General features: G+C 60.9%; 27 protein-coding genes and 1 tRNA gene. 15 read left to right on the top strand and 13 right to left on the bottom strand.

From position 1 onward, the window contains the following. Positions 1-14 precede the first annotated feature (14 nt). From V1479_RS10280 to V1479_RS10265, 4 genes are all read right to left on the bottom strand, one after another. Entirely contained in the window at positions 15-1,037 is a 1,023-nt protein-coding gene (locus V1479_RS10280; protein WP_173190654.1) for an ABC transporter substrate-binding protein, read from the bottom strand. Between the two features lie 291 nt (positions 1,038-1,328). Further along, a complete protein-coding gene (wrbA, locus tag V1479_RS10275) occupies positions 1,329-1,937 on the bottom strand; it encodes an NAD(P)H:quinone oxidoreductase (protein WP_368802797.1) in 609 nt (202 codons plus the stop codon). Between the two features lie 22 nt (positions 1,938-1,959). Further along, positions 1,960-2,190: a hypothetical protein gene (locus tag V1479_RS10270; RefSeq protein ID WP_368802796.1), complete on the bottom strand. Its 231-nt coding sequence runs from the start codon at positions 2,188-2,190 to the stop codon at positions 1,960-1,962. Continuing rightward, the gene (locus V1479_RS10265; RefSeq protein WP_368802795.1) at positions 2,187-2,480 is read right to left on the bottom strand and encodes a DUF3175 domain-containing protein; all 294 of its coding nucleotides are present in this window, start codon (positions 2,478-2,480) and stop codon (positions 2,187-2,189) included. Before V1479_RS10265 ends, V1479_RS10270 begins: the two co-directional genes overlap by 4 nt. Positions 2,481-2,823: 343 nt before the next feature. On the opposite strand from V1479_RS10265, the gene V1479_RS10260 reads away from it, so the two are divergent. The 10 genes from V1479_RS10260 to V1479_RS10215 all read left to right on the top strand — a co-directional run bounded on the left by V1479_RS10260 (position 2,824) and on the right by V1479_RS10215 (position 11,658). Then, positions 2,824-4,080: a tyrosine-type recombinase/integrase gene (locus V1479_RS10260; RefSeq protein ID WP_368802794.1), complete on the top strand. Its 1,257-nt coding sequence runs from the start codon at positions 2,824-2,826 to the stop codon at positions 4,078-4,080. A gap of 328 nt (positions 4,081-4,408) precedes the next feature. Continuing rightward, positions 4,409-4,633: a hypothetical protein gene (locus tag V1479_RS10255; protein WP_368802793.1), complete on the top strand. Its 225-nt coding sequence runs from the start codon at positions 4,409-4,411 to the stop codon at positions 4,631-4,633. Positions 4,634-5,023: 390 nt separating this feature from the next. Further along, on the top strand, positions 5,024-7,189 hold the full coding sequence (locus tag V1479_RS10250) for a phage/plasmid primase, P4 family (RefSeq protein WP_368802792.1): 2,166 nt from the start codon (positions 5,024-5,026) through the stop codon (positions 7,187-7,189). A gap of 432 nt (positions 7,190-7,621) precedes the next feature. Beyond that, positions 7,622-8,017 (top strand): hypothetical protein, encoded by a 396-nt coding sequence (locus tag V1479_RS10245; RefSeq protein ID WP_368802791.1) that lies wholly within the window; start codon positions 7,622-7,624, stop codon positions 8,015-8,017. After that, a complete protein-coding gene (locus V1479_RS10240) occupies positions 8,014-8,217 on the top strand; it encodes a hypothetical protein (RefSeq protein ID WP_368802790.1) in 204 nt (67 codons plus the stop codon). The genes V1479_RS10245 and V1479_RS10240 overlap by 4 nt, the downstream gene beginning before the upstream one ends. Continuing rightward, positions 8,214-9,719, top strand: coding sequence for a terminase (locus tag V1479_RS10235; protein WP_368802789.1), 1,506 nt, complete (start codon positions 8,214-8,216; stop codon positions 9,717-9,719). The genes V1479_RS10240 and V1479_RS10235 overlap by 4 nt, the downstream gene beginning before the upstream one ends. A 97-nt stretch (positions 9,720-9,816) precedes the next feature. Further along, positions 9,817-10,290: a hypothetical protein gene (locus V1479_RS10230; protein WP_368802788.1), complete on the top strand. Its 474-nt coding sequence runs from the start codon at positions 9,817-9,819 to the stop codon at positions 10,288-10,290. Then, positions 10,287-10,673, top strand: coding sequence for an XkdF-like putative serine protease domain-containing protein (locus V1479_RS10225; RefSeq protein WP_368802787.1), 387 nt, complete (start codon positions 10,287-10,289; stop codon positions 10,671-10,673). The genes V1479_RS10230 and V1479_RS10225 overlap by 4 nt, the downstream gene beginning before the upstream one ends. A gap of 2 nt (positions 10,674-10,675) precedes the next feature. Beyond that, the gene (locus V1479_RS10220; RefSeq protein WP_368802786.1) at positions 10,676-11,128 is read left to right on the top strand and encodes a hypothetical protein; all 453 of its coding nucleotides are present in this window, start codon (positions 10,676-10,678) and stop codon (positions 11,126-11,128) included. A gap of 278 nt (positions 11,129-11,406) precedes the next feature. Continuing rightward, the gene (locus V1479_RS10215) at positions 11,407-11,658 is read left to right on the top strand and encodes a hypothetical protein (RefSeq protein ID WP_368802785.1); all 252 of its coding nucleotides are present in this window, start codon (positions 11,407-11,409) and stop codon (positions 11,656-11,658) included. Between the two features lie 3 nt (positions 11,659-11,661). On the opposite strand, the gene V1479_RS10210 is transcribed toward V1479_RS10215, so the two are convergent. The 3 genes from V1479_RS10210 to V1479_RS10200 all read right to left on the bottom strand — a co-directional run bounded on the left by V1479_RS10210 (position 11,662) and on the right by V1479_RS10200 (position 12,511). Further along, positions 11,662-11,976, bottom strand: a complete 315-nt coding sequence (locus V1479_RS10210; RefSeq protein ID WP_368802784.1) for a HigA family addiction module antitoxin — start codon at positions 11,974-11,976, stop codon at positions 11,662-11,664. A gap of 13 nt (positions 11,977-11,989) precedes the next feature. Further along, positions 11,990-12,271: a type II toxin-antitoxin system RelE/ParE family toxin gene (locus V1479_RS10205; protein WP_368802783.1), complete on the bottom strand. Its 282-nt coding sequence runs from the start codon at positions 12,269-12,271 to the stop codon at positions 11,990-11,992. Positions 12,272-12,435: 164 nt separating this feature from the next. Then, positions 12,436-12,511 (bottom strand) — tRNA-Lys (locus V1479_RS10200). Between the two features lie 196 nt (positions 12,512-12,707). Here V1479_RS10200 and V1479_RS10195 point away from each other — a divergent pair. Continuing rightward, positions 12,708-12,947 (top strand): PA2433 domain-containing protein, encoded by a 240-nt coding sequence (locus tag V1479_RS10195; RefSeq protein ID WP_173190647.1) that lies wholly within the window; start codon positions 12,708-12,710, stop codon positions 12,945-12,947. A 24-nt stretch (positions 12,948-12,971) separates the two neighbouring features. Here V1479_RS10195 and V1479_RS10190 read toward each other — a convergent pair whose 3' ends face one another. Next, positions 12,972-13,895, bottom strand: a complete 924-nt coding sequence (locus V1479_RS10190) for a PhzF family phenazine biosynthesis protein (RefSeq protein ID WP_368802782.1) — start codon at positions 13,893-13,895, stop codon at positions 12,972-12,974. Between the two features lie 128 nt (positions 13,896-14,023). Between V1479_RS10190 and V1479_RS10185 the strand changes: the two genes are divergently transcribed. The 3 genes from V1479_RS10185 to V1479_RS10175 are packed head-to-tail and all read left to right on the top strand — an operon-like array spanning position 14,024 to position 17,273. Beyond that, on the top strand, positions 14,024-15,355 hold the full coding sequence (locus V1479_RS10185) for an efflux RND transporter periplasmic adaptor subunit (protein ID WP_368802781.1): 1,332 nt from the start codon (positions 14,024-14,026) through the stop codon (positions 15,353-15,355). Positions 15,356-15,357: 2 nt separating this feature from the next. Continuing rightward, positions 15,358-16,065 (top strand): ABC transporter ATP-binding protein, encoded by a 708-nt coding sequence (locus V1479_RS10180; RefSeq protein ID WP_368802861.1) that lies wholly within the window; start codon positions 15,358-15,360, stop codon positions 16,063-16,065. Next, the gene (locus tag V1479_RS10175; protein WP_368802780.1) at positions 16,065-17,273 is read left to right on the top strand and encodes an ABC transporter permease; all 1,209 of its coding nucleotides are present in this window, start codon (positions 16,065-16,067) and stop codon (positions 17,271-17,273) included. The genes V1479_RS10180 and V1479_RS10175 overlap by 1 nt, the downstream gene beginning before the upstream one ends. Before the next feature lie 171 nt (positions 17,274-17,444). On the opposite strand, the gene V1479_RS10170 is transcribed toward V1479_RS10175, so the two are convergent. Both V1479_RS10170 and V1479_RS10165 read right to left on the bottom strand, forming a co-directional pair. Further along, on the bottom strand, positions 17,445-18,167 hold the full coding sequence (locus V1479_RS10170) for a hypothetical protein (RefSeq protein ID WP_368802779.1): 723 nt from the start codon (positions 18,165-18,167) through the stop codon (positions 17,445-17,447). After that, the gene (locus tag V1479_RS10165; RefSeq protein ID WP_368802778.1) at positions 18,164-19,276 is read right to left on the bottom strand and encodes an endonuclease/exonuclease/phosphatase family protein; all 1,113 of its coding nucleotides are present in this window, start codon (positions 19,274-19,276) and stop codon (positions 18,164-18,166) included. The genes V1479_RS10170 and V1479_RS10165 overlap by 4 nt, the downstream gene beginning before the upstream one ends. 151 nt (positions 19,277-19,427) lie before the next feature. Here V1479_RS10165 and V1479_RS10160 point away from each other — a divergent pair, with 151 nt between their 5' ends. Continuing rightward, positions 19,428-19,895 carry a BA14K family protein gene (locus tag V1479_RS10160; RefSeq protein WP_173190637.1) on the top strand — a complete coding sequence of 156 codons (468 nt, stop codon included), beginning with the start codon at positions 19,428-19,430 and terminating at the stop codon, positions 19,893-19,895. Between the two features lie 56 nt (positions 19,896-19,951). Here the strand turns inward: V1479_RS10160 and V1479_RS10155 are convergent, their stop codons facing one another. From V1479_RS10155 to V1479_RS10145, 3 genes are all read right to left on the bottom strand, one after another. Further along, entirely contained in the window at positions 19,952-20,248 is a 297-nt protein-coding gene (locus V1479_RS10155) for a PilZ domain-containing protein (RefSeq protein ID WP_368802777.1), read from the bottom strand. A gap of 124 nt (positions 20,249-20,372) precedes the next feature. Beyond that, the gene (locus tag V1479_RS10150; protein WP_173190633.1) at positions 20,373-20,585 is read right to left on the bottom strand and encodes a hypothetical protein; all 213 of its coding nucleotides are present in this window, start codon (positions 20,583-20,585) and stop codon (positions 20,373-20,375) included. Between the two features lie 29 nt (positions 20,586-20,614). Continuing rightward, positions 20,615-21,676, bottom strand: coding sequence for a chymotrypsin family serine protease (locus tag V1479_RS10145; RefSeq protein WP_368802776.1), 1,062 nt, complete (start codon positions 21,674-21,676; stop codon positions 20,615-20,617). Positions 21,677-21,680: the final 4 nt, after the last annotated feature.

The raw sequence follows: 21,680 nt of genomic DNA, 5'->3' as shown, positions 1-21,680 counted from the left end.
CAGCCGCGATGCGCCTACTTGAAGAGCGCTTCGGCGTCCTCGATGGAGAGCTCGCTGGTGTAGGAGTAATGCCCTGGCTTGCCCTCGACCTGCGCCGCGGCCTCCGAGAGGTTCGACGAGTCGATGAAGGGGATCGGCAGATACATGGCATTGCCGTACTGGCCCGCCGTGGCCGGCTCCTTCAGCTCGCGGCCTTCCAGCATGAACACGGCGACGTTGAGCGCCGAGGCCATCACGCCGGGAGGGTTCACCGACGCGCCGGAGTTCAGGTTATCCGCCGTCCACAGGTCGATGAAATCCTTGCGGATTTCGCCGGTGGCCGCGATGTCGCCGGCCTTGCCGGCATCCATGATCGACTTCCATGCGCCGGCGGCCATGCCGTCCTGCACCCAGACGCCGTTGATGTCCGGATAGGTGGCGAGCAGGTTCTGCATGGCCTGCTGGCCCTGCGCCTGATCCCAGTTGGCGTTGACCTCGTTGACGACCTCGATGTCGGGGTGCTTCTCGAAGACCGAGCGATAGCCGGCAACGCGCATCTCGTTGGCCGGGTGGCCTGCAACGCCGTTGATGGCCACGACCTTGCCCTTGCCGTCGAGCGTCTTGGCAAGCCACTCGGCGCCGGCAGCACCCCAGGCGGTCTGGTCGATGCCGACATAGATCGCATCAGGCGACGACACCTCGGCATCGGTCGAGATCACGAGGATGCCGGCTTCCTTGGCCTGCGCGAAGACCGGATCGAACGCCGTCGGGCTGTTCGGATTGATGATGATGGCGTCGACGCCCTGGCTGATGAAATTGCGCACGTGCGCAATCTGGCCCGGCACGTCGACATTGGCGCTCTGCACCACGACGTTGACGGTGTGGCCCTTGTCGGCCCAGGCGGCTGCGGCGGCCTGCGCTTCCTCGATCATCTGGGTGCGCCACTCGGAGCCGACCCAGCCGTTGGAAAGACCGATGGTGAACTCATCGGCCTGCGCGACGGACGCGGTAAGCGCGATGGCGGCGACGGATGCTGCGAATGCGGAAAGTCTGGACATTTAACTCCTCCCAAAGAACTCAATGAAATCGATTGTATCGGCAATGAAATCGATTTCAATAGCCTCTTGGCGGAAAATCTGTGCTGCAGTGCAGCAGAATCCGGGGACGACGCCTGTCCGCCAAGCGCTGCCGCCGTCGTGCGTGCCGATTGGCTTGCGTTCCTAAGCCTGCATCGCAGGTCCGATGAGGCCAGCGGGCAACTGGATAGACGAGCATCACATATTGACGAAGCGGGGGGTCGGCCGCAAACACCTTCGGGCGCCGACGAACGCACCCGCGCTTCAGATCGCTTATGAAGCCGTGCTCGCAAGCCGATGGGTAATCTTCGCGAATCGATGGCCCTGAAACCGTGCTCCTTCGAGTTCCTGTTCCGAAGGCATCCGGCTTCCGTCGCTGTCGGCGGTCGTCGTCATCCCGTAGGGCGACCCGCCGCGCACCTTGTCGTTTCCGCTCTGGCCTTCGTAAGCATAAGACAGCGGCACGATAATCATGCCGTGGTGCTGAAGCGATGCCTGCGCGGACAGGATCGCCAGCTCCGCGCCGCCGTGCTGCGTTGCCGTCGACGAGATGACGGTGGCGGTCTTGTCGACGAGCGCACCCTTCGCCCACAACGGTCCGGTCTGGTCGAGCAGGTTCTTCATCTGTGACGCCATGGCGCCGAAACGCGTGGAGATGCCCAGGATGAGGCCATCGTAATCGGCCAGTTCCAGCGGATCGGCGATTTCCGCTTTCTGGTCGAGCTTGTAGCCCGCCTTCTTGGCAACCTCCTCGGGCACGAGTTCGGGCGCGCGCTTCATGGTGACATCGGCACCAGCCTCCCTGGCGCCGTCGGCGGCCGCCTGCGCCATCGCCTCCATATGTCCCCAGCTCGAATAGTAGAGAACCAGTATCTTCGCCATCAGGCTTATCTCCTCTGTGATGTCACGAATTGCCGGCGCTGTTGCGCCGTTTGTCGGCGGCTCCGTCGACGCCCTCCGACTTGCGGGTATGCGCCTGCGTTTCTTCCACGGGTTCAGACAACCCGACCCCTCCCCTGGGCTTGCGGTTTGCTGCCGCGTCCTGCGAAAAATCCTTCGAGGGATCGTCGGTGGCCGCGGGTTTGGGGATGCGTTTGCCGGTTTCTCGCCTGTTGTCGGTCTGCCTTGGCGTCATCGATCTGTCCTCTTCCTTCCGTAGAGCCCGCGCAACTCGTCCTTGGCCGCCTCAAGCACCTGATGCTGTTTCGCCGGCAGGTTCTTGCCGGCGCGATTGATATAGAAGGTCAACATCGACATCGCCGATCGGAACGGCTCGCCCTTGCGCCGTTCGCTCCTGTCGGCCGAGCGCTTCAAGGAACTTGCAATCGCCTTGGGATCGTCCTGCGCGAACACGTCCTGCTCGAGATCGAGCGCATCGCTCTTCTCGGTCACTTCGGCAGACCAGTTTCGGGTCGATACGGCCATCGTCACGCTCCAGCGTGTCCAACGGCGTTCGCGGGCCGATGTTCCATGCCTGCGAAGCTATACGTCGACGAAGAACGCCCGCGATCAAGTCACACAGGGCCAGATATGGTCGTCAGGATGTGGGGAGATGGTGGGTGATGTAGGGATCGAACCTACGACCCGCTGATTAAGAGTTTTATCCGCACCATAATTCGCAAAGCCTTGTGTAGCAAGGATTCCTGCGTGTCCGCAACGCAACCCCTTATAACGCAACGTGCCACGCTTGACAAAATCAGGACATAGCTAGACATTGCATGTCAGCGAAACGCCGTCGAGATGACGGACACAATACGGACACGCGGACATGACCTTCAGTTTCGACAAGCCTTCCATCAACGCCCTTGAACCACCGGAGAAAGGCAATTTCATCCGTTACGACCGTGGGCACGACAAGAGTGTCACCGGCCTTGGTATCCGGGTGACGGCAGGCGGCTCCAAGGCGTTCATTCTCAATTATCGTATCGGGCGAAGGGAACGTCGATTGACCATTGGAGATTGGCCCGACTGGTCGATCACCGCAGCCCGTGACTATGCGGCCGAGTTGAAGCGCGACAAGATCGACCGTGGTATTGATCCGCTTGGCGAACGCGAAGCGCAGCGAGACGCCAAGACGATCAGCGACCTTTGCGACCGCTTTCTCTCCGACTACGTGGCACACGAATGCAGGCCATCTACGGCGACCGACTATGCGGCGCTGATCAGGCTCTACATCCGACCGGAGTTGAAGCGCGTGCCGGTAGCCGACCTGACGCAAGAAGACGTAAAGGCGGTCCATCGGAAAATCACGGAGCAAGGGAAGACCTACGCCGCAAACCGTATGCTCGCCGTCCTATCGAAGATGATGAATTTGGCGATCCAGTGGAAATGGACGCCCGATCCGGTAAACCCGGTCAAAGGCGTAAAAAAGAACCCGGAGGTTAAGCGCAAGGCGTATCTGAAGCCAGCCGAACTTGCACGAGTGTCTGCCGCTCTAGAAAACCTGCGCGACCAACAGTCGGCGAACGCGATCCGCCTTATCATGCTAACCGGCGCGCGCCGCAGCGAAGTGCTAAAGTCCCGTTGGGACCAGTTCAATCATCGAACTCGTGTGTGGACGAAACCCGGCGCAACGACCAAGCAAGGGACAGAGCACGAAGTCCACCTGTCCCGCGCGGCAGCCAAGCTTGTGATCCGCATGTATCGCGCGGCGCGGGAACGAGCAGCAATCGAAGGCACGAAGATGTCGCCGTATCTGTTTCCGAACCAAGGTCTTCGCCAAAACTTGCGAAAGCTGAAGCGCGGAGAAAAGCCTGCAAAGAAGACGGCCGTCACTCCGTATCAGATTGATGTGAAAAACGCGTGGGCGAAGGTGACAGCGGAAGCGGGAATTGCGGGGTTTCGGGTTCATGACCTTCGGCACACCTATGCTTCTGTACTCGTGTCGGCTGGACTATCGTTACCCCTTATCGGTGCCTTGCTCGGCCACACGCAGGCTCAAACGACACAGCGTTATGCGCATCTCATGGCCGACCCGCAACGGGCCGCAGCCAATCTTGCAGCAGCGAAGATCAACTCGAAATAGCCCCTCCCCCGCCACACTCTACGAAGCCCGTCGCACCATCGACGGGCTTTTTTATTGTCGAATTGACAATGTCAACAATATAGCGGCGTTGATTTTAAAGTATTATCTCGTTCAAGTTGACACGTGACAACTTAACACATTGATTTTGATAGACTTTTGGTCTTGCAGAAGACGCAACGCGACATATCTAAACTTGCATTGGACCGGAGGCCTTAGGCGTTCACACCCGAACCGCCCGAAAGGTCATCGCCCGACAACTATGTAGATGCACATGAAGACAAACGAAAATGCGCATCGAACGTAACGAAGCAAACATGAGGACTTGAATATGAACGCAGTGAACATTTTGGAAGGTTACGCCAAGCGTAACGAACTCGCCGCCGCTATCGGCGTCACGGAACGGACTATTGCCCGCTGGACCGACCAGCCGAACGGCCTGCCCGTAACGAAAATCGGGAACCGGGTTTTCTACCGGCTCGAAAGCGCACGTAACTGGATCGCGGAACGTGAAGTCAGCCGCAACCCGGTCGCTCGTGGCTGGGGGCGTCGCTGATGAACCCGAATGGATGGCAGGCGGCAAAGCCGAAACCAAAGTCCGCACGTCGCATTCGTCGCGCCGCCGCGAAGCTTCAGGCGGTCCCTACGAAGAAGCCGAAGTGATGAAAATGAAACGGCCTGCTGGAAGTGGAGCAACCAGCAGGCCAAAAATCAGGAATAATCAGTGTCAATAGAATATAGCAGTTCAACGGTTGATTGTCAACCATCAGTAAACAATCTTCCGCCCGTACCTTCGGCTCTGACAACCCGCCCGAATTGGGTTGTGTGGAAGCTGGTGCAGAAACCCGACAAGCCTAAACCCGATAAAATCCCGTATGATCCGAAGACCGGACGGGCCGCATCGTCTTCGGACCCGGCGACATGGGGAACACACTCGGAAGCGTGCGTGGCATACCAGCGCGGCAGCTTCAACGGCATCGGCTTCGTGTTCGATCTGTCGTGCCCGTATGGCTTCGTGGATATAGATGGTTGTCTTGTCGCTGGTGACACCACCTTCACGGATGTTGATCGCGGCAATGCCGCCCTGTCGCTCATTAACGCTGGAGCCGCGTGGGAACGCAGTCAATCCGATACCGGCCTTCACATCATCGGTCGCGTTGACAAACTGCTCACGGCTGGCAAAGCGATCCGTTGGCCGGGTTGGGAGTTTTACCGGGAGAAGCGTTTTTGCGCATTCGGCCCCACCGGTTGGCAGGGCGATCCCGACACGGACATCACGAATCTGATGCTGGGCATTGCACCTAGTACAGCGCCATCCTCCGCTGTGGCGGTCGAAGCGTTGCCTGATGGTCCGCGCCCGGAATGGACCTTGGAGCATCTTGGCGACGACGAGATCGTAAAAAAGATGCTCAACCAACGGCCGAACGACGCCGCCATGTGGGGGACTGGCGCGGATATTCGCGATCTATGGCATGGGAACGAGTCGAACCTTCTCAAGAGCTATCCGAATACGGCTGGTGATGACATCGACCGAAACGTTTGCGATCTAGCCCTGATGGGGTCAGTCGCTTTCTACGCCGGTTGCGATCCCAAGCGCATGGAGCGCATCTTCGGCATGTCCGCACTCGGCAAACGCGATAAGTGGGTTAAACGTGCCGACTATCGTGCGATGACCATTAGCAAGGCTATCGCCGGTTGCACGACCGTTTACAGCGTTCCGCAATCGGCCCTTACCATCGACGCGAAACCGCTAGACGGCGAGATCGTGGCCGCTGGCGATCCGCTGCCCATAGCAGAATTGTCGCACGTCGAACTTGCCGACGCTGCCGTTCATTTCCTTGGCCCACGCTGGCGCTACGTCCCTGCGTGGAAGCAGTGGTATCGTTTCGGCGCGGATGGCTGGCGTGAAGACACGTCGATCCATCATGAAGTTGGAAACCTTTGCCAAAGTGCTGCCCGCAAGAAGGAATTGGCGACCGAAGGGACCAAGCGATCAATCGCGAATTTCGGCACCATCAGCGGCGTGACAAAACTCGCCCAGGCTAACCCTGCCATGATCGCCCAGCCCGACGACTTCGATGCAGACCCGTGGATTCTTGCCACCCCCAACGGTCTTGTCGATCTGCGCAACGGCGAGGTGCGACCGGCGAGGCCCGAAGACTTGACGACTATGCTAACCGCCGTTGCGCCCGCTGAAGCTGAAGATTGCCCGAGGTGGCACCAGTTCATTGCCGAGGCGACAGGCGGGGACCGTGATCTTGCGATCTATCTCCAAAAGCTGGCCGGATATGCGTTGACTGGTATTGCCAGCGAGCAGCAGCTTTGGGTTTTCACAGGGCAAGGCGGCAACGGCAAAGGCACCCTGACGCAAACGATCCAACGTTTGCTTGGCAGTTATGCAAAGGAAGCCACGCCCGAGACGTTCGTGAACACTCGGAACAGCCAGCACCTTGCTTTCATCGCGTCGCTGCACCGCAGGCGGTTCGTGTCGGTCGCCGAGATGCCGCGTGGCGTCAGTTGGAATCTACAGCGCATTCAATCCTTCACCGGAGGCGATGCCGTCGAAGCGAACTTCATGGCGGGCAATCCCTTCACGTTCGTTCCGCAATTCACCCTTGTGATTTCCGCAAACGAACCACCGACGCTTTCCGCAGCCGATAATGCAGTTCGTCGCCGCTTCAGGTTCGTGCCATTCGACCATACGCCAGCGCAACGCGACCGTGATCTTGGCGAAAAGCTGAAAGCCGAGTGGCCCGGAATCCTACGCTGGGCGATCAATGGTTGCATAGCTTGGCAGCGCGATGGATTGAACCCGCCCCCAGCCGTGACATTGGCAACCGACGAGCAGATCGACGGGGATGATTACATCGGCCAATGGCTCCACGATGAATCGATCATCGCGCCCGGTGCATGGGCGTCAAACCGTACCATTCACGAATCCTACTCGTGCTGGGCGCGTGACAACGGCGGACCAGAGATGAGCATGAACTCGCTGGGTCGCAGATTGCGCGGCTACAAGCTGCTCAAAGGGTTTGGCGGGAGAGACGGCAAGCAACGAGGCTGGATCGGGCGAACGTTCAAGTTACCGATATATGTCGCGAACGCGGCTTGAAACCTCCGACACTTACGGAACACTTGCCCGACACTTAAGCAATCGGGCAAGTCATTGAAATCTAATCGTTTCCGACACTTCCGACACTTAAAACACTTAAATTCAAGGTTCAGGTTATAACGGAATGACGTTCTATAATTATGGGGGGTATAGAATAATCTGTATGGGGACCGGCCTACTAGAAGTGTCGGAAGTGTCGGAAGTGTCGGAACGCCCCCTGTGAATGCGGTGCGCACGATCCGAATTTTACGGTCAAAACGCCGTCCTTGGCATTCGACCGGCCCGCGACTTTTTCTTGCGCAAATCGCCTCTTGTGGCCGTCCATCTGATAATTAATCAGATGACAAATCTAGACATTTGATAACCTATTCAACGCGGTAGCCTGCCGATACAATGCGCGTGTCCGCATAGTGTACGTGGAAAGGCTTAGAAATGCATATCGAGTTGCCCGGCGTTACCCCGCCGATACCTGATGAAAAGATCAAGGTTTCCCTCCTATCCATCAACGATCTGGACGGCAGGACGAACGCCGCCAAGACGGCGCGGGCGATGCGTCGTGACATCGTGGCCGATCTTGGTGGCGAAGACCAGCTTAGCGCGATTGAACGGGCGCTCGTGGACTCTGTAGCCATCTCGACGGCCATCATCGAAGACGCGCAAGTGCGTTGGTTGAAAGGTGAGCCGGGCGTGAACCTCACGGAAATCACAACCATCGCCAATGCGAGACGCCGCGACATGCAGTTGCTGGGTGTCAAACGCAATATGCGCGACGTGACCCCTTCCGTAGATGATTACATCGCCGCGACATATGGCGAGGGCGCACGATGACTGTGGCCGACCCTTACGCGCTCGCCGTCCTGTCAGATGCTGTAGAGACCGCAATCATGGAGGGCCGTTTATCGCCGTTGCAATCGTACACCATGCGTCTCTTTCTATCTGAAATGAGCAAGACCGAGGAACCGGCCAACTATCATCGTCGGGCCGATATCGTCGGGCGCTTTGTGGACGCTGCCGAGGTGATCCGATGAGCGTCACAATCGAACAAGCGATGAATGATCCTAAGCTACTCGGCGCGGCGCTGGGCGATCCTGCACCATGGGCCGCATGGCGAGCCATCTTGAAGGCTGCTTTCGGCCTCGCACTCACCGATCTTGAAGCTGACACGTTCGCGAAGGTCGCCGGAGGCCGTAGCGTGCCCACCAGTCGCGTTTCCGAACTCTGGGCCATCGTATCGCGCCGAGGTGGCAAGTCACGCATGGCAGCCCTCGCGGCGTCGTACATTGCAGCGTTTGGTGACCATGCCGGGAAGCTTGCACCGGGCGAAGTGGGTCACGTCATCGTCCTTGCTGCATCGAAGTCGCAGGCCCGCGCCGTGCATGATTATGTCGCCGGGTTCTTCGAGTCGTCGCCGATCCTTCGCCAGATGCTGGAAGACATTAATTCCGAAGAGATCAAGCTCAAGGGCAATATCTCAATCAGCGTTCATACGAACAGCTTCCGCACGGTTCGCGGTCGGACGTTGCTCGCCGCCATCTTCGATGAAACGGCCTTCTGGCGTGACGAAACGTCAGCCTCGCCGGATGTGGAAGTCTACCGTGCTGTCATTCCCGCGCTGGCGACAACAGGCGGCATGCTCATTGGAATTTCCAGCCCGTATCGTCGCATCGGCCTGATGTACACGAAGCATCGCGATTATTTCGGCCAGAACGATGCCGATACGCTGGTCATCCAAGCGCCCACAACGGTGATGAATCCTACCATCGATCTTAATATCATCGAGCGATCACGCCGCGACGATGCCACTGCGGCGGCCAGTGAGTGGGACGCGGAATTTAGAACAGATTTGTCGAGCTTGCTTGATGACGCCACGATTGACGCGGCTATCGTTCATGGTCGCCCGATGGACTTGCCGCCTGATCTAACGTCAAAGACGCAGCGACGGGCATTTCTTGATGTCAGCGGAGGGCGTTCAGACGCATCCGTCATCTGTGTGGGTCACAAGGGCAGCGATGGTCAATTCGTCCTTGACGCGATCCGCAGCCGGAAAGCCCCTCACGATCCTGCCGAGGTGCTTAAGGAGTTTGTCACGCTGGCGCGGGAATACGGCTGTCGCGAGTTGACTGGCGACAATTACAGTGGCTCCTGGCTCTCCGGTGCCGTTCAAAAACTCGGCATGACCTATCACCGCAGCAAGCTGAACAAGTCGCAGCTTTATCTGGAATCCGTCCCTGTGTGGATGCAGGGTAAGGTCGAAATCCCGAACCATCCGCAGTTGATCCGTGAGCTACGCCTGCTGGAACGTCGCACCAGCCGCAGCGGGAAGGATAGCGTGGACCACCCTTCCGGTGCAGGACAGCACGACGACCACGCCAATGCACTTGTCGGCTGCATAAACCTAGTCATGAAGCCGCAGCACCGAGCCACCACATGGGTTGCGCCATCATTCTGCGTAAATGGCCAGTGGTCGGATTCTCCGCTCTCGCACGCCGACCACGACCCATCTCAGTTCGGTGCTACAATTGCGCGCTGACAATATTAGACATTGCGTGACAATTGATACTCTATTCAACGGCCCTGAACAGCATTATTTTGTATTTATCGAGATTTGATATGCAGGTACATTTTACATGGCCAAGGAAAAACTATCAGCAACCGACGAGAAGGCACGGCTAGACGCCTTCTATGCTGATGAATGCGCAAAACTTGCTGCGGCTGTTGAAGAAGAACGCCGCGCAGAGGTAGAGCGCAAAGCCGCAGAGGCCGAGAAGGCGCGTGACGCCCTCCGTGATGAGGCGAAAACCCATGCGGAATATCTCATCGACTTAAGCGAGAAGGCCACGAAGCTGACCGACGAACTGTTCCGCGTGCTCATCGAACGCCGCGAGTCGCTGGACGACTTCGCGAGGAAATATCATGCCGTTGCCGGTTCATCGCTTCGCAACCACGCTCACCGGTCGCATCTCTATGCATCCGCGCTTGGTGACATCCTGAAGCTGGCGCACATGCAGCAGCGCGGCGCTGATGCGCGGTTCCTCGATATCGATATTCGAGTCCTGCACGGTTTCCTTGACGCCAAGACTATCGCGAAGGCAACGGCATGAGCACCGTGGACGTATTCAAGATCGCCGATGAACGCTTGCTAATCGGATGGGCCGCTGTGGCTGTCGATAAATACCAGACAGTCACCGACTTGGAAGGCGACCAGTACGACGATCCGGAAGACCTTGTGAAAGCCGCAACGGATTTCATGGCGGATGCCCGCACGTCGCTGCTTCGCCATAGCGGCGGACAAGTTGGCACGGTTCTCCACTCGCTGCCTCTATCGCCATCGGTCGCGTCCGCTCTGAACATCGATTCCAAGGGGCGATTTGGCTGGATTGTGGGCATCCGCATCGATGATGACGAAGTGTGGAAGGCCGTGAAAAGTGGCCGGCTGAAATCCCTAAGCATTGGCGCGTCGGCAACCAGACATGAGGACATTTAACGATGGCACGCAAACCCACACGGCTCCGCAACCTCCGCATCAAGGAAATCTCGTTGTGTGAGAACGGAATGAACCAGCATGCCGAAATCGTGCTCCACAAAGCTGCCGACCCCGCGCCGGAATATCCGTCCGCATCGGAGATGGCAAAGGCGCTCCACGGTGCATCGCCTGAGGTGCTGGAAATCGTGAAAGGCCAGATCGCGGCACACGAACAGTTGCTCGCAGACTTCAAGAAAATGAACGACGAAGGAAATTACGACATGAACGCAATTGAACCGGACCACCATTACAAGCAGCTTGTCCGCGAACACATGGAAAAGGCCGACATGACCTTTGAGAATGCCGCCGTCGACCTTCAGAACCGACGCCCGGACAAGGTTGCACTCGCCTACCAGAAAGACGAAGCGGCATACGTCCAGCGGCAGGTCGACAGGCGGGATCGTACCAACGTTTAACAGTAGTTGCGGCGCGTCGTTCACTCAGCGCGCCGCCGTGCGGGGGAAGTCATGCTACTCCGCAAAGGCCCGCAGTGTTGTTCTTCGCTCCGCTGCGGGCCACCTCTCAAGAATTCGGCGATATGTGCGCCCGCGTGGCCGTCGCTGGATGCCGGTGGGTTCACGCCCCTCTAGCCCGGCGCACCGCCTGCTGTTCGGCGGTCCCATCAAGAGCAGCACCCCGAGGCGTGGCTGTGGATCATCACGCAGCCACGCCTCAAATATCGATAGGACGTGAAATGTCAGGCAAGCAAGTACATCGCGGCAAGGAGCGTCGAGCGGAGGAATTGCTCGACGCACGCCAGCGTGAAACCGCGTGGAAGCTCTTTCACAGCGGGTATGCGCCTGAATTGCTTGCCGAGCGGTACGGCATGACGCTAGCCGAGTTTGAGGATTTGATCCGCCGCATCGGTGCCGAGCGGAAACGAGCCGCTGAGACCAGCACAGACTGGCATGCTAAATATGCGAGTTCTATGGCTTCTCACGTATGAGGCTTAGGCGTACTGCCGTACAGGCTCAATGTACGCTTCGATCAGCGCCAACTCATCCTCAAGCGCTTTCGCCGTGATCTTCAAATCGTAGCTGGCCTGTAAGTTCATCCAGAACTCTGGAGACGTGTCAAAGTACTTCGCCAAGCGAAGCGCCGTGTCGGTAGACAGCGAAGTCTGCTCATTAACAAGCCGCTCAATACGCGTACGCGGTACGTCGATTTCCTTAGCGAGCGCTCCTGCGCTCATCTCCATTGGAACCAGATACTCTTCGCGCAGTATCTCACCGGGGTGTATTGGAGGAAGAATAGAATTCTTCATTTCCCTTGGTCCTTCAATGATAGTCCACAATTTCCACGGAATCCGGTCCTGCCTCCGTCCAAATAAAACAAATTCGCCATTTGTCATTTATTCGGATTGAGTGCTGACCATCTCTATCGCCCTTCAGGGCCTCTAACCTATTCCCCGGAGGAGAACGCAAATCCTTCAAACTGGTTGCGGCCTCAAGCATCGTCAATTTCCGCAATGCGGTTCGGAGGATATCTGCCGGAAACCCTTGGGGCGCGTTACCCTTTGCAACTTCCTCTGCGTGCTTGTCAGCGTAGCTAACAATCATTATCCCCCCTTACCTATGATGTATCATGCCGTGATACAAGCCATTATGCAAGGGAAATGTATCACAGCACGATACATGCGGCCAACCCAACCGCCAATGTGGACATTATGCGGACACAGCGAAATCGCCCCTTGTCCGCAAAACCCGCAACGCCTTGGAAAATATGGTGGGTGATGTAGGGATCGAACCTACGACCCGCTGATTAAGAGTCAGCTGCTCTACCAACTGAGCTAATCACCCGCCGGGCCGCAGCCGCGTGCGGCCGCTGCAAGAGGAGGCCCCTATAGCGGCTCATGGTACGGCTGTCCAGACGCAAATGCGGCCACCAATCAAATTATCCGGCAAGCCTGTTTTGCGGGCCTGCACGGGTGTAGGCTTTTGCGGTCGGTCGCAGGTCGCTCGATACGAGCCGACCAAGCCGGCGAAGGAGGAAACCATGTTGCGTATAATGCTTGTCGCCGCGGGTCTGGCGCTTACGCCTGTTGCCGCGTTTGCACACTCCTGCCCTGTCCTGATGGGCGAAATCGATGCCGCCCTGCCGGACGCCGAACTCTCGAGCGAGGACGCGGCCAAGGTTGCCGAACTGCGCGCCCGGGGGGAAGAACTCCATGGGGCGGGCGATCATGACGGATCGATGGCCGCGCTCGAGGAAGCCAAGGCGCTGCTCGGCCTCTGACGGAGACGGATCACGACGGAAGGCTTAAACGGTGAGGACGCCTTCGGCGATCTTCACCGCGTTCCCGCCGATGCGCGCCGTGTTTGCGGCAAGCCCTTTCACCTCGATCTCCAGCCGAATACGGGACGGACGGCCCATTTCCATCCCCTGCTCGATCCAGAAGGTATGGGTGCCGTCGCGCGGCTGATCGAAATGCAGCACCGCGCCGGAGAACGCTGCTACGGCTGAACCGGTCGCCGGGTCCTCATAGGTGGGCGGCCCGGGCACGAACATGCGGGCGTGGAAGGCGCATTCATGGCCGACGGTCTCCCGGCAATAAAGATAGGCGCAGGCTGGATTGCCGTCTCCGCGACGCGGCGCAAGTTCGAGCCAGGCGGGACCATTGAAGCGGATCTGCGCCATTGCCTCGAGGCCCGCGACCGGCACGGCGAGATAGGGCACGCCCGCTGACCACAGGCTGGGCTGGTGGTTCTCGAAGCCGATTTCGTGCGGCCCCAGACCTATCGCTGCCGCGATGGCCGCGTTGTCGGGCTCGAACTCGAGCTTCTGCGAAAGCTGCGGCAGATCGAACTCGGCGAAGGCGAGGCCGCCCTCATGCGTGACCGCGCAGCGCACATTGCCGATCTTTTCCTCCAGCACGAGAATCGCTGCGGCATCGTTGGCAGGACCATCGCCGCTGCCGCGTTCGGCAAGCGCGATGGCCGTCCCCACGGTCGGATGACCGGCAAACGGAAGCTCGTATTTCGGCGTGAAGATGCGGATCGCGGCTGTGTGCGCGGCATTTGCCGCCGGCGAGACGAAGACTGTCTCCGACAGGTTGAACTCGCCGGCGATCTTCTGCATCGCGGCATCGTCGAGCCCGGTGGAGTCGAGCACCACGGCGAGCGGATTGCCGGCGAGGCGGCGGTCGGCAAACACGTCGTAGATGAGGTATGGGCGTTGCGGCATTGGATGTTTCGAGCCTCCTTCAACCATGGCGCGATGCAAAAGATGGCCAAACTTTAATTTGAAATCACGTGCTATTTCCATGATGTGTCGGTTGAAGGGATATTGATAGACCATAGGCGGAAGAGCGCATGGACCAGATCGTCGAGCGTCCCGAGAAGGCAACGTTCGCCTCCCCGGAACCGATCGAGGAGGCGCTTGCACTCAAGAGCGCCGGGCGCAGGCGGCCGCGATGGCCGCTGTTCGTCCTGCTGGTGCTCGCCGCCGGCGGCGGCCTTGCGTGGTGGCAGTTCGGTGGCGCGACAACACAGCAGGTTTTCTACCGGGCCGTTCCGATCGAGCCGGGGTCGCTCACCGTGGAGGTGTCCGCAACGGGCACGTTGCAGCCGCTGACGCAGGTGGAAATCTCGAGCGAGCTTTCGGGCGTCGTGCGCTCGGTCGATGTCGAGGAAAACCAGAGGGTTTCAGCCGGCGACGTGCTGGCGCAGCTCGACACGATGCGCATCCTCGCACAGATCGAGCGGGCCGAAGCCAATGTCGCTGCCGCCGACGCGCGGGTCGTCGATGCCGAGGTCACGCAGCGCGAGACCGAGCAGGTGCTGGAGCGCACGCGCCAGCTCTCGGGGCGCGGGATGGCGACCGAGCAGGCGCTCGAAACGGCCACCGCCTCCAACGACCGGGCGGCGAGCGCGGTGTCGATCGCCCGCGCCAACCTCGCGGTCTCCGAAGCCGAGCTCAAGCTGCAGCAGGCCGATCTCGCCAAGAGCACGATCTATGCGCCTATCGAGGGCATCGTTCTCAGCCGCGCGGTCAACCCCGGCCAGACGGTCGCCTCCTCCATGCAGGCGCCGGTGCTGTTCGTCATTGCCGAAAATCTGGAGACGATGGAATTGAAGGCCGCTGTCGACGAAGCAGACATCGGCACGGTCGAGGCCGGCCAGAATGCCCGCTTCACCGTCGACGCGTTTCCGGGCCGCCGGTTCGACGCGACGATCCGCGACATCTCCTACGCTTCGGCCGAGACAGAGGGTGTGGTGACCTATCAGGCGCGGCTCAACGTCGACAACGGCGAGCTTCTGCTGCGCCCGGGCATGACGGCGACGGTCGACATCGTCACGCGCGAGGCCGATGATGTGCTGCTCGCGCCGGCCGCCGCCTTCCGGTTCAGCCCGCCGCAGACGGAAGAGCGCGCAGGCTGGTCGCTGCAATCGCTGTTCATGCCGCGCATGCGCATGGGCCGTGGTTTCGGGCGGCGGTCCGGCAGTGGCGACAGCGACGGTCGCCCGCTCTACGTTCTGCGCGACGGCGAGCCTCAGCAGGTGCGCGTGGAGACCGGCGCCACCGATGGCGATTTCGTCGAAATCCTCTCCGGTCTCGAACAGGGCGATCGCGTGATCGTCGGCGTTTCCCGAGGCCAACCGCGCGCAGCGGCCGAGGGAGGCACGAGGAGCGGCCGGCCATGAACATGATGGCCGATACCCCTCTCCTCACCTTCCGCGACGTCTGGAAGACTTACGGTACTGGCGAAGCGCAGGTGCATGCGCTGGCCGGCGTCGATCTCACCATCCGCCGGGGCGAATTCGTCGCGATCATGGGGCCTTCGGGCTCGGGCAAATCCACGTCGATGAACATCATCGGCTGCCTCGACACGCCGACGCGCGGCGTTCACGGCTTTCTCGGCATCGACGCCGGCGCGCTTGACCGCTCGCGGCGCGCGATGCTGCGCAACCGCTACATCGGCTTCGTCTTCCAGGGCTACAATCTTTTGCCGCGCACCACCGCAGCGGAGAATGTCGAGCTGCCGCTGATCTATCGCGGCGTGCCCGGACGCGAGCGCCGCGAGCTTGCCATGCAGGCGCTGGCGCAGGTCGGGCTGCAGGGCCGCGAGAGCCATACGCCGGCGGAACTCTCCGGCGGGCAGCAGCAACGCGTCGCGATCGCGCGCGCCATCGTCACGCAGCCGACCCTGCTCGTCGCCGACGAACCGACCGGCAATCTCGACACGGCCCGCACGCACGAGATCATGGATCTGCTGACCAGCCTGAACGCGGAAAAGGGTCTGACCATAGTCATGGTGACGCACGAAGCAGACGTCGCGGCCTATGCAGACCGTATCGTTTCCTTCGTCGACGGCAAGATCGCGTCCGACACCGCCCGGATGGAGACGGCCTGATGCTGTTCGAGACAATCCGGCTGGCATTGCGCTCGGTTCGCCGCAACGCGCTGCGCTCGTTCCTGACGCTGCTGGGCATCGTCATCGGCGTGGCGGCGGTCATCGCCATGATCACCATCGGTTCCGGCACCACGGAAAAGGTCAAGCAGGACATCGGCAAGCTGGGCAGCAACCTCCTGATGGTGCGCGCCTCGCGCCCTATGCGTGGCGGGCTGACCAACTTCACCCCGCGCGCGCTCGGCGAAAGCGACCTGGAGGGCCTGGCCGAGGGGCTGGAGGGCGTGAAGGCGGTCTCGGCGGCATCGCAGCAGACCGTGCGCGTGGTCTATGGCGCCGACAACATGGCCGTGCAGGTCACGGGTGCCGATACGGATTATTTCATCGCGCGCGAATGGGAAGTCGCGCTGGGGCGTGTCTTCACGGATTCGGAGGTGCGCGGCGGCGCCAATCTCTGCCTGCTGGGCGAGACTGTGCGCAGCGAACTTTTCGGCGCAGGCGACCCGACGGGCGTGGCGATCCGAGTCGGGCGAATGAGCTGCCGCGTGATCGGCGTGCTTGCCGCCAAGGGCACATCCGGCTTCGGCCAGGACCAGGACAACATCGTCGTCATGCCGCACAGCACGTTCCAACGACGTATCGCCGGCAATCACGACATCGACATGATCTATGTCGCGGCGCAGGACGGCGTTTCGACGAGCGAGGTCATGACGAACATCGAGCACATCCTGCGCGACACACGCCGCATAGGGCCGGGTCAGGAAGACAATTTCGACGTCCGCGACATGACGCAAATCGCAGACGCGATGACGAGCACGACGACGGTTATGACCGGCATGCTGGGCGCGCTGGCGGGCGTGAGCCTGCTGGTCGGTGGCATCGGCATCATGAACATCATGCTGGTGTCTGTGACCGAGCGCACGCGCGAGATCGGAATCCGGCTCGCCATCGGCGCGCATGAGAAGCACATTCTCGTACAGTTCCTCGTCGAGGCGACGGTGCTGTCGCTGCTGGGCGGGTTGATCGGCATCGCGCTCGGGCTGCTGCTGGCCGTGCTGGCCACGACGACGCTGGCCATCCCGTTCGTGCCGAGCCTTGCGGTGATTGCGCTCGCCGTCGGCTTCTCTGCCATGATCGGCATGGTATTCGGGTTCTTCCCCGCCCTGCGCGGCGCGCGGCTCGACCCGATCGACGCGCTGCGGCACGAATAGTAGTCGTCAGCGGCGCTGTGCGTCCTTCGAGGCTCGCTGCGCTCGCACCTCAGGATGAGGGAGGTGGGTTGATCGAACCCACGTCATGCGTACCCGATGCACAACAGTCCTCATCCTGAGGTGCGAGCGCAGCGAGCCTCGAAGGACGCACGACGATAAATAGCGCCCGCGTCACGCCTCGCGCGGCGTCGAAAAATGCCAGTCGATCAGGCCCGGCATCTGGGCGGCAAGTCGGTCCGGCATGTCGTTCGGATCGCGGATGATGACGGGACCCTCGATCTCGGGATCGTCTTCGGCGGCAACGTGACGGCGGATTTCTTCGGCGAGCTCGTCGGCCGGCCGGTCGAGGAAGTAGCGGCGGAAGAGCACGGTGCCGGTCGTTTTCGACAAAAGGTGGTAGCGATCCTCATGCCGCACGCCGGAAAGGTCGATGCCGGTTTCCTCGCCGACCTCACGATGCATGTTGAATTCGAGGTCGGCCCGGCCATCGCGGAAATCGACCGGCTCGAACGACCCGGCAGCAAAATAGACCAGCCCGGCATTGATGGTCGACGGCCCCATGCGTATCGCCACCAGCGCATTCTCGGCGCTAACCAGCATGGCGTGGGTATAGGCATGCCCTGCCCCGCTGATCGGCCTGAGGCTGCGCCAGTAGAGGAAGGTGGCATAGCGGACGATATGGCAGCGCCCCAGCAGGTCGCCATTGTCGATCCGCAGGCTGGAAAGCAGCGCCACCTCGCCGTTGAAAAGCGCCGGGTTGTCCGCCACCGCGCGCTGCCAGTGCTGCGCGATCGCTTCCTCATTCGCCACGCCGAACGGGTGCGGCGCGGGATCGAGCCGCACGGAGACGTTTCGCACCGGAAGGATGACGTCGGCTGGAAGGTCGAAGCTCATGCGATGTCGAGTTCCACGACGACGGGGCAGTGGTCGGAAGCCTTCGGTCTATCCCAGCCGGTGCGCGGGAACCGGTCCACCTCCTGTCCCGGAGGGAAAGGCGTGCGGAACGGTTGGCCTGCGCGGACGATTTCCGGCATCGCCGTGGCGTTGCGCCGCGCCAGGCCGCGCGACAGCATGATGTAGTCGAGCTGGCAGAGGTGCCGTTCGGCCGGCCCCCGCGTATGGTAGAGCGTCCAGCGGTCGAGCTCGGCCCTACGCTCGACCACGTTCTCACAAAAGTCTCCGGCGGTGAGCACGTCTATGCTGGAGCGCGCCTCGCGCACCGGGTCGAAGGCGAAGCCGTTGTGTGCGTCGCCGGTGATGACGACGCGCTCGCGATAGTCGTTGAAGTCGCCGCAGATGGCCCAGCGCTTGTCCGCGGCATGATCGACGCCGAAACGGTCTTCGATGATCCGGCGCACGGCAGCGGCCTCGGCGAAGCGGACCGGCATCGTCGCATCGCGTCCATTCAACCCGTTGCGCGGGCTGCCCATGGATTTGAAGTGGACCGTATAAATCGTCATCGGCTTGCCGCCGATGCGTAGGTCGAGCTCGAGGCAATCGCGCCGGAAGACGCGCTCGTGCGGCTCTTCGCCCAATTCCGCCAGCCCCGGCGTGAACAGGTCCAGATCGGCATAGGTCAGATGCGCGTGGCTGCGCATGGAAACGAATTCGATCGGCTGGCCGTGGACAGTCTGGTCGCGCACCATGACGGCCACGTCGATGCCGCGCCCATCATTGCCCTGGGTCGTGTATTTCTCGCGGTAGCCGTGGCCGATCATCTTGAAGAGGTAGCCGTATTCGAAGGCGCGCAACGCCTCGATATTGTCGACCTCCTGCAGGCAGAATATGTCTGCCCGGGCCGCTGCGATCGCCAATGCGGAGAGCTGGCGCGCATCATCCGTATGGGAAATCGCACGGGCCCGCTCGAGCTGGCGGTATTCAGCTTCGTCCTTGATCTCGTAAAGCGACAGCACCCTGTCCTGGTGCAGTTCGTTGCGGAAACCGGAGAAATCGAACCTGTTCATCAGGTTCTCGACATTGAAGGTGGCAAGGCGCAGCGACATGACCGGCACTTGACCCAACCGCACGCGCGAATGCAAGCACCGGCCGGCAACGAAAACCCGCAAACCGCGTTAATTTGCGTTCATCGCTCGTTCATTTGGCAGAAGCGATAGTGTCCGCCATGAAGGGTGGGCTACACCAAGGAGCATAACCATGAAACATAAGATCGCTGCCTTTGCCCTCGCCGCGGCGGTATGTCTGGGGCTGGGTTCGGGTGCCATGGCCTCGCCAGCGGCTGCACTCAACGCAGCATCGGCAACTGCCGACAGCGCGCAGAAGCCGACAATCCAGCTCGTGCAAGGTGAAAACGACCGGCGTCACTGGAGCAGAGACGGCGAGCGCTGGCGCAACCGCGGCGACTACCGTGATCGCCGCGACTGGCGTGGCCGCCGTGACTGGCGCGACGACGACCGCTGGCGCTACCGCCGTCACTATCGCCCGCGCCCGACCATCGAGTTCCATGTCGCGCCGGCGCCGCGTTACCGGCCACGCCCCGGCTATCGCCTGTCGGCGGCCCATTATCGCTGGTGTGAGGCGCGCTGGCGGTCGTACAGGGCATATGACAACAGCTACCAGCCCTATAACGGCCCGCGCCGCGAGTGCGTGTCGCCCTACTACTAAGGCTTTTGCAGACGGAAATGCCCGGAGCGACCATTCGCTTCGGGCATTTTTTTTACTCAGGCTGGCACGAACTCAACACCCACGTCGGTGAGCGAGCGCCAGCGGACAACGGCCGCCCGGCTGCGAACGTCGCCCGACATGGCCAGGTCGAACCGGGCCGGGACGGCCGAAGCCTCCCCGAATGTGAGCCTGGCTCCACCTTCCGAAATGTTGCGGACCACGCATTCGAAAGCGCCATAACCGCCGTTGAAGGTGAGTGTTGCGCCCTTGAACGCACGCCGACGCGTTTCCCGTCGCCGTTCCTCGAACACCTCGCCATCGAGGCCGATCGACTTGGTCGTGATGGGTTCCATAGCGAAACTCCCCTGCTTCGATCCCGTCTTTCCAGCGAAAGACGTGCCAGATGCGCTGTGCCGAAACAGAACAGCCGGAAGCGGGCCTCCGGCGTTTGTAGTGAAAGCGTCGGGATTGCGCTGCCTAGTAAGCGCGGATCGCGCCCACGACGTCGACAACGACATCCAACCCGTCGAAGGTCTTGGGCAGGTTTTCGGCCTCATTCGGGCGGGAGACGCATACATTGATGGCCAGATCGTCCTTGGCACCGTTGAGCCCGATGCCGACGCTCACCACTTCGCCTTTGCCGGCGAAGCGGCGTTCAAATGCCTTCTGTATCTCGATGGCTTGTTCCATCGAGTGTTTCGTGGCCACCATTTGATGCCTCAGACCAAGGTCACTCCCAGTTGAGCGGTCACGGATGATATAGGGTTTGCCCCCGTAATTCCAACATTGCCTGCGCCGCCGGAGGCCGAGCCCGCAAAGAGCAGCGCGACCGGTCTGCCCTCTTCGTCGACGATCAGCGACCCGCTATCTCCGGGCCTGCCGAAAGGCTGTGGGGGCGCTGCTGTCTCGATGACGATCTGGTTGTCGAAGCGGGCGACGCCCACGCCCACGTCGACCAGGAAATTGTTGACGTTGACGGCGCGCACCAGGCCACCGGTGTGGCGCGTGGTGCGGCCGGTTTTGAGCACGGTCATGCCGGGCATCGCATCGACGGGCGATGCCGGCTGAAGCGTGACGGCAGGTTGCGGCTCGTCGGCGCTGTCGAAGAGTGTTGCCCTGTCTTCGGCACGGTCGTGACCGATGAGCGTGGCGAAGGCGGCATCGACCGGGTTCGGGAAGCCGCCGAACTGGATCGGGACGAAGCGGGTCAACTCGGCAATGTCGTCTTGCCCCGGCCGACCGCCATCGCGCGCGCCGGGCTGCATGATCCGGGTGGAAACCGGCGTGCTGTTGACGTCGGCGAGCACGTGGTTGTTCGACAGGATGCCGACGCTGCCGCTCTCGTTGTCGCGACAGAAGCAGCCGAACGTGCCGGCATATCTGACGGTCGTCGGCGAGATGCTGCAGCCGAGCCTGAGGGGATCGTTGCGGACCATGGTCCACAGCGGCTTCTGGCGACCAATATAGAGCACCTCCGCTTCACCGCGGGCTGCCTCGACGGCCTGCTCGACCATCGAACAGTTCACCTTGCGGCGGTCCTGCACAAGGATCGCCAGCCTGGCGTCGTCCCTGCCCTCGTCAGCCGTTATGCCAAGGGCGATGTCCTCGACCGCGCGATGCCTGGGCTTGCGCGGCCGGGCTGCCTTCGTTTCCAGAAGTGCCGGATCGAGAAAAAGCCCGGGCGACGGATATTCCATGCCGGCAACCACCGGCGCTTCGACGAACTCGAAAATCTGCGAGAAAATACGGGCCTGGAGCTCAAGCGCGGAATCGACCTTCATTGCG

It is taken from the genome of Neoaquamicrobium sediminum (assembly GCF_040970315.1).
Taxonomy (GTDB): Bacteria; Pseudomonadota; Alphaproteobacteria; order Rhizobiales; family Rhizobiaceae; genus Aerobium; species Aerobium sediminum.
The sequence above is the reverse complement of the archived record's forward strand: the minus strand, read 5'-3'. Positions and strand labels throughout refer to the sequence as shown.

Coding starts and splice junctions, on each gene's coding strand:
- V1479_RS10170 (WP_368802779.1), bottom strand. CDS start 18,167: ATGAGCTTCGACCTTCCAGCCGACGTCATCCTTCCGGTGCGAAACGTC.
- V1479_RS10210 (WP_368802784.1), bottom strand. CDS start 11,976: ATGAAGAATTCTATTCTTCCTCCAATACACCCCGGTGAGATACTGCGC.
- V1479_RS10165 (WP_368802778.1), bottom strand. CDS start 19,276: ATGTCGCTGCGCCTTGCCACCTTCAATGTCGAGAACCTGATGAACAGG.
- V1479_RS10180 (WP_368802861.1), top strand. CDS start 15,358: ATGATGGCCGATACCCCTCTCCTCACCTTCCGCGACGTCTGGAAGACT.
- V1479_RS10155 (WP_368802777.1), bottom strand. CDS start 20,248: ATGGAACCCATCACGACCAAGTCGATCGGCCTCGATGGCGAGGTGTTC.
- V1479_RS10145 (WP_368802776.1), bottom strand. CDS start 21,676: ATGAAGGTCGATTCCGCGCTTGAGCTCCAGGCCCGTATTTTCTCGCAG.
- V1479_RS10195 (WP_173190647.1), top strand. CDS start 12,708: ATGTTGCGTATAATGCTTGTCGCCGCGGGTCTGGCGCTTACGCCTGTT.
- V1479_RS10280 (WP_173190654.1), bottom strand. CDS start 1,037: ATGTCCAGACTTTCCGCATTCGCAGCATCCGTCGCCGCCATCGCGCTT.
- V1479_RS10190 (WP_368802782.1), bottom strand. CDS start 13,895: ATGCCGCAACGCCCATACCTCATCTACGACGTGTTTGCCGACCGCCGC.
- V1479_RS10270 (WP_368802796.1), bottom strand. CDS start 2,190: ATGACGCCAAGGCAGACCGACAACAGGCGAGAAACCGGCAAACGCATC.
- V1479_RS10220 (WP_368802786.1), top strand. CDS start 10,676: ATGGCACGCAAACCCACACGGCTCCGCAACCTCCGCATCAAGGAAATC.
- wrbA (WP_368802797.1), bottom strand. CDS start 1,937: ATGGCGAAGATACTGGTTCTCTACTATTCGAGCTGGGGACATATGGAG.
- V1479_RS10245 (WP_368802791.1), top strand. CDS start 7,622: ATGCATATCGAGTTGCCCGGCGTTACCCCGCCGATACCTGATGAAAAG.
- V1479_RS10255 (WP_368802793.1), top strand. CDS start 4,409: ATGAACGCAGTGAACATTTTGGAAGGTTACGCCAAGCGTAACGAACTC.
- V1479_RS10175 (WP_368802780.1), top strand. CDS start 16,065: ATGCTGTTCGAGACAATCCGGCTGGCATTGCGCTCGGTTCGCCGCAAC.
- V1479_RS10215 (WP_368802785.1), top strand. CDS start 11,407: ATGTCAGGCAAGCAAGTACATCGCGGCAAGGAGCGTCGAGCGGAGGAA.
- V1479_RS10240 (WP_368802790.1), top strand. CDS start 8,014: ATGACTGTGGCCGACCCTTACGCGCTCGCCGTCCTGTCAGATGCTGTA.
- V1479_RS10235 (WP_368802789.1), top strand. CDS start 8,214: ATGAGCGTCACAATCGAACAAGCGATGAATGATCCTAAGCTACTCGGC.
- V1479_RS10185 (WP_368802781.1), top strand. CDS start 14,024: ATGGACCAGATCGTCGAGCGTCCCGAGAAGGCAACGTTCGCCTCCCCG.
- V1479_RS10160 (WP_173190637.1), top strand. CDS start 19,428: ATGAAACATAAGATCGCTGCCTTTGCCCTCGCCGCGGCGGTATGTCTG.
- V1479_RS10230 (WP_368802788.1), top strand. CDS start 9,817: ATGGCCAAGGAAAAACTATCAGCAACCGACGAGAAGGCACGGCTAGAC.
- V1479_RS10150 (WP_173190633.1), bottom strand. CDS start 20,585: ATGGAACAAGCCATCGAGATACAGAAGGCATTTGAACGCCGCTTCGCC.
- V1479_RS10205 (WP_368802783.1), bottom strand. CDS start 12,271: ATGATTGTTAGCTACGCTGACAAGCACGCAGAGGAAGTTGCAAAGGGT.
- V1479_RS10225 (WP_368802787.1), top strand. CDS start 10,287: ATGAGCACCGTGGACGTATTCAAGATCGCCGATGAACGCTTGCTAATC.
- V1479_RS10260 (WP_368802794.1), top strand. CDS start 2,824: ATGACCTTCAGTTTCGACAAGCCTTCCATCAACGCCCTTGAACCACCG.
- V1479_RS10265 (WP_368802795.1), bottom strand. CDS start 2,480: ATGGCCGTATCGACCCGAAACTGGTCTGCCGAAGTGACCGAGAAGAGC.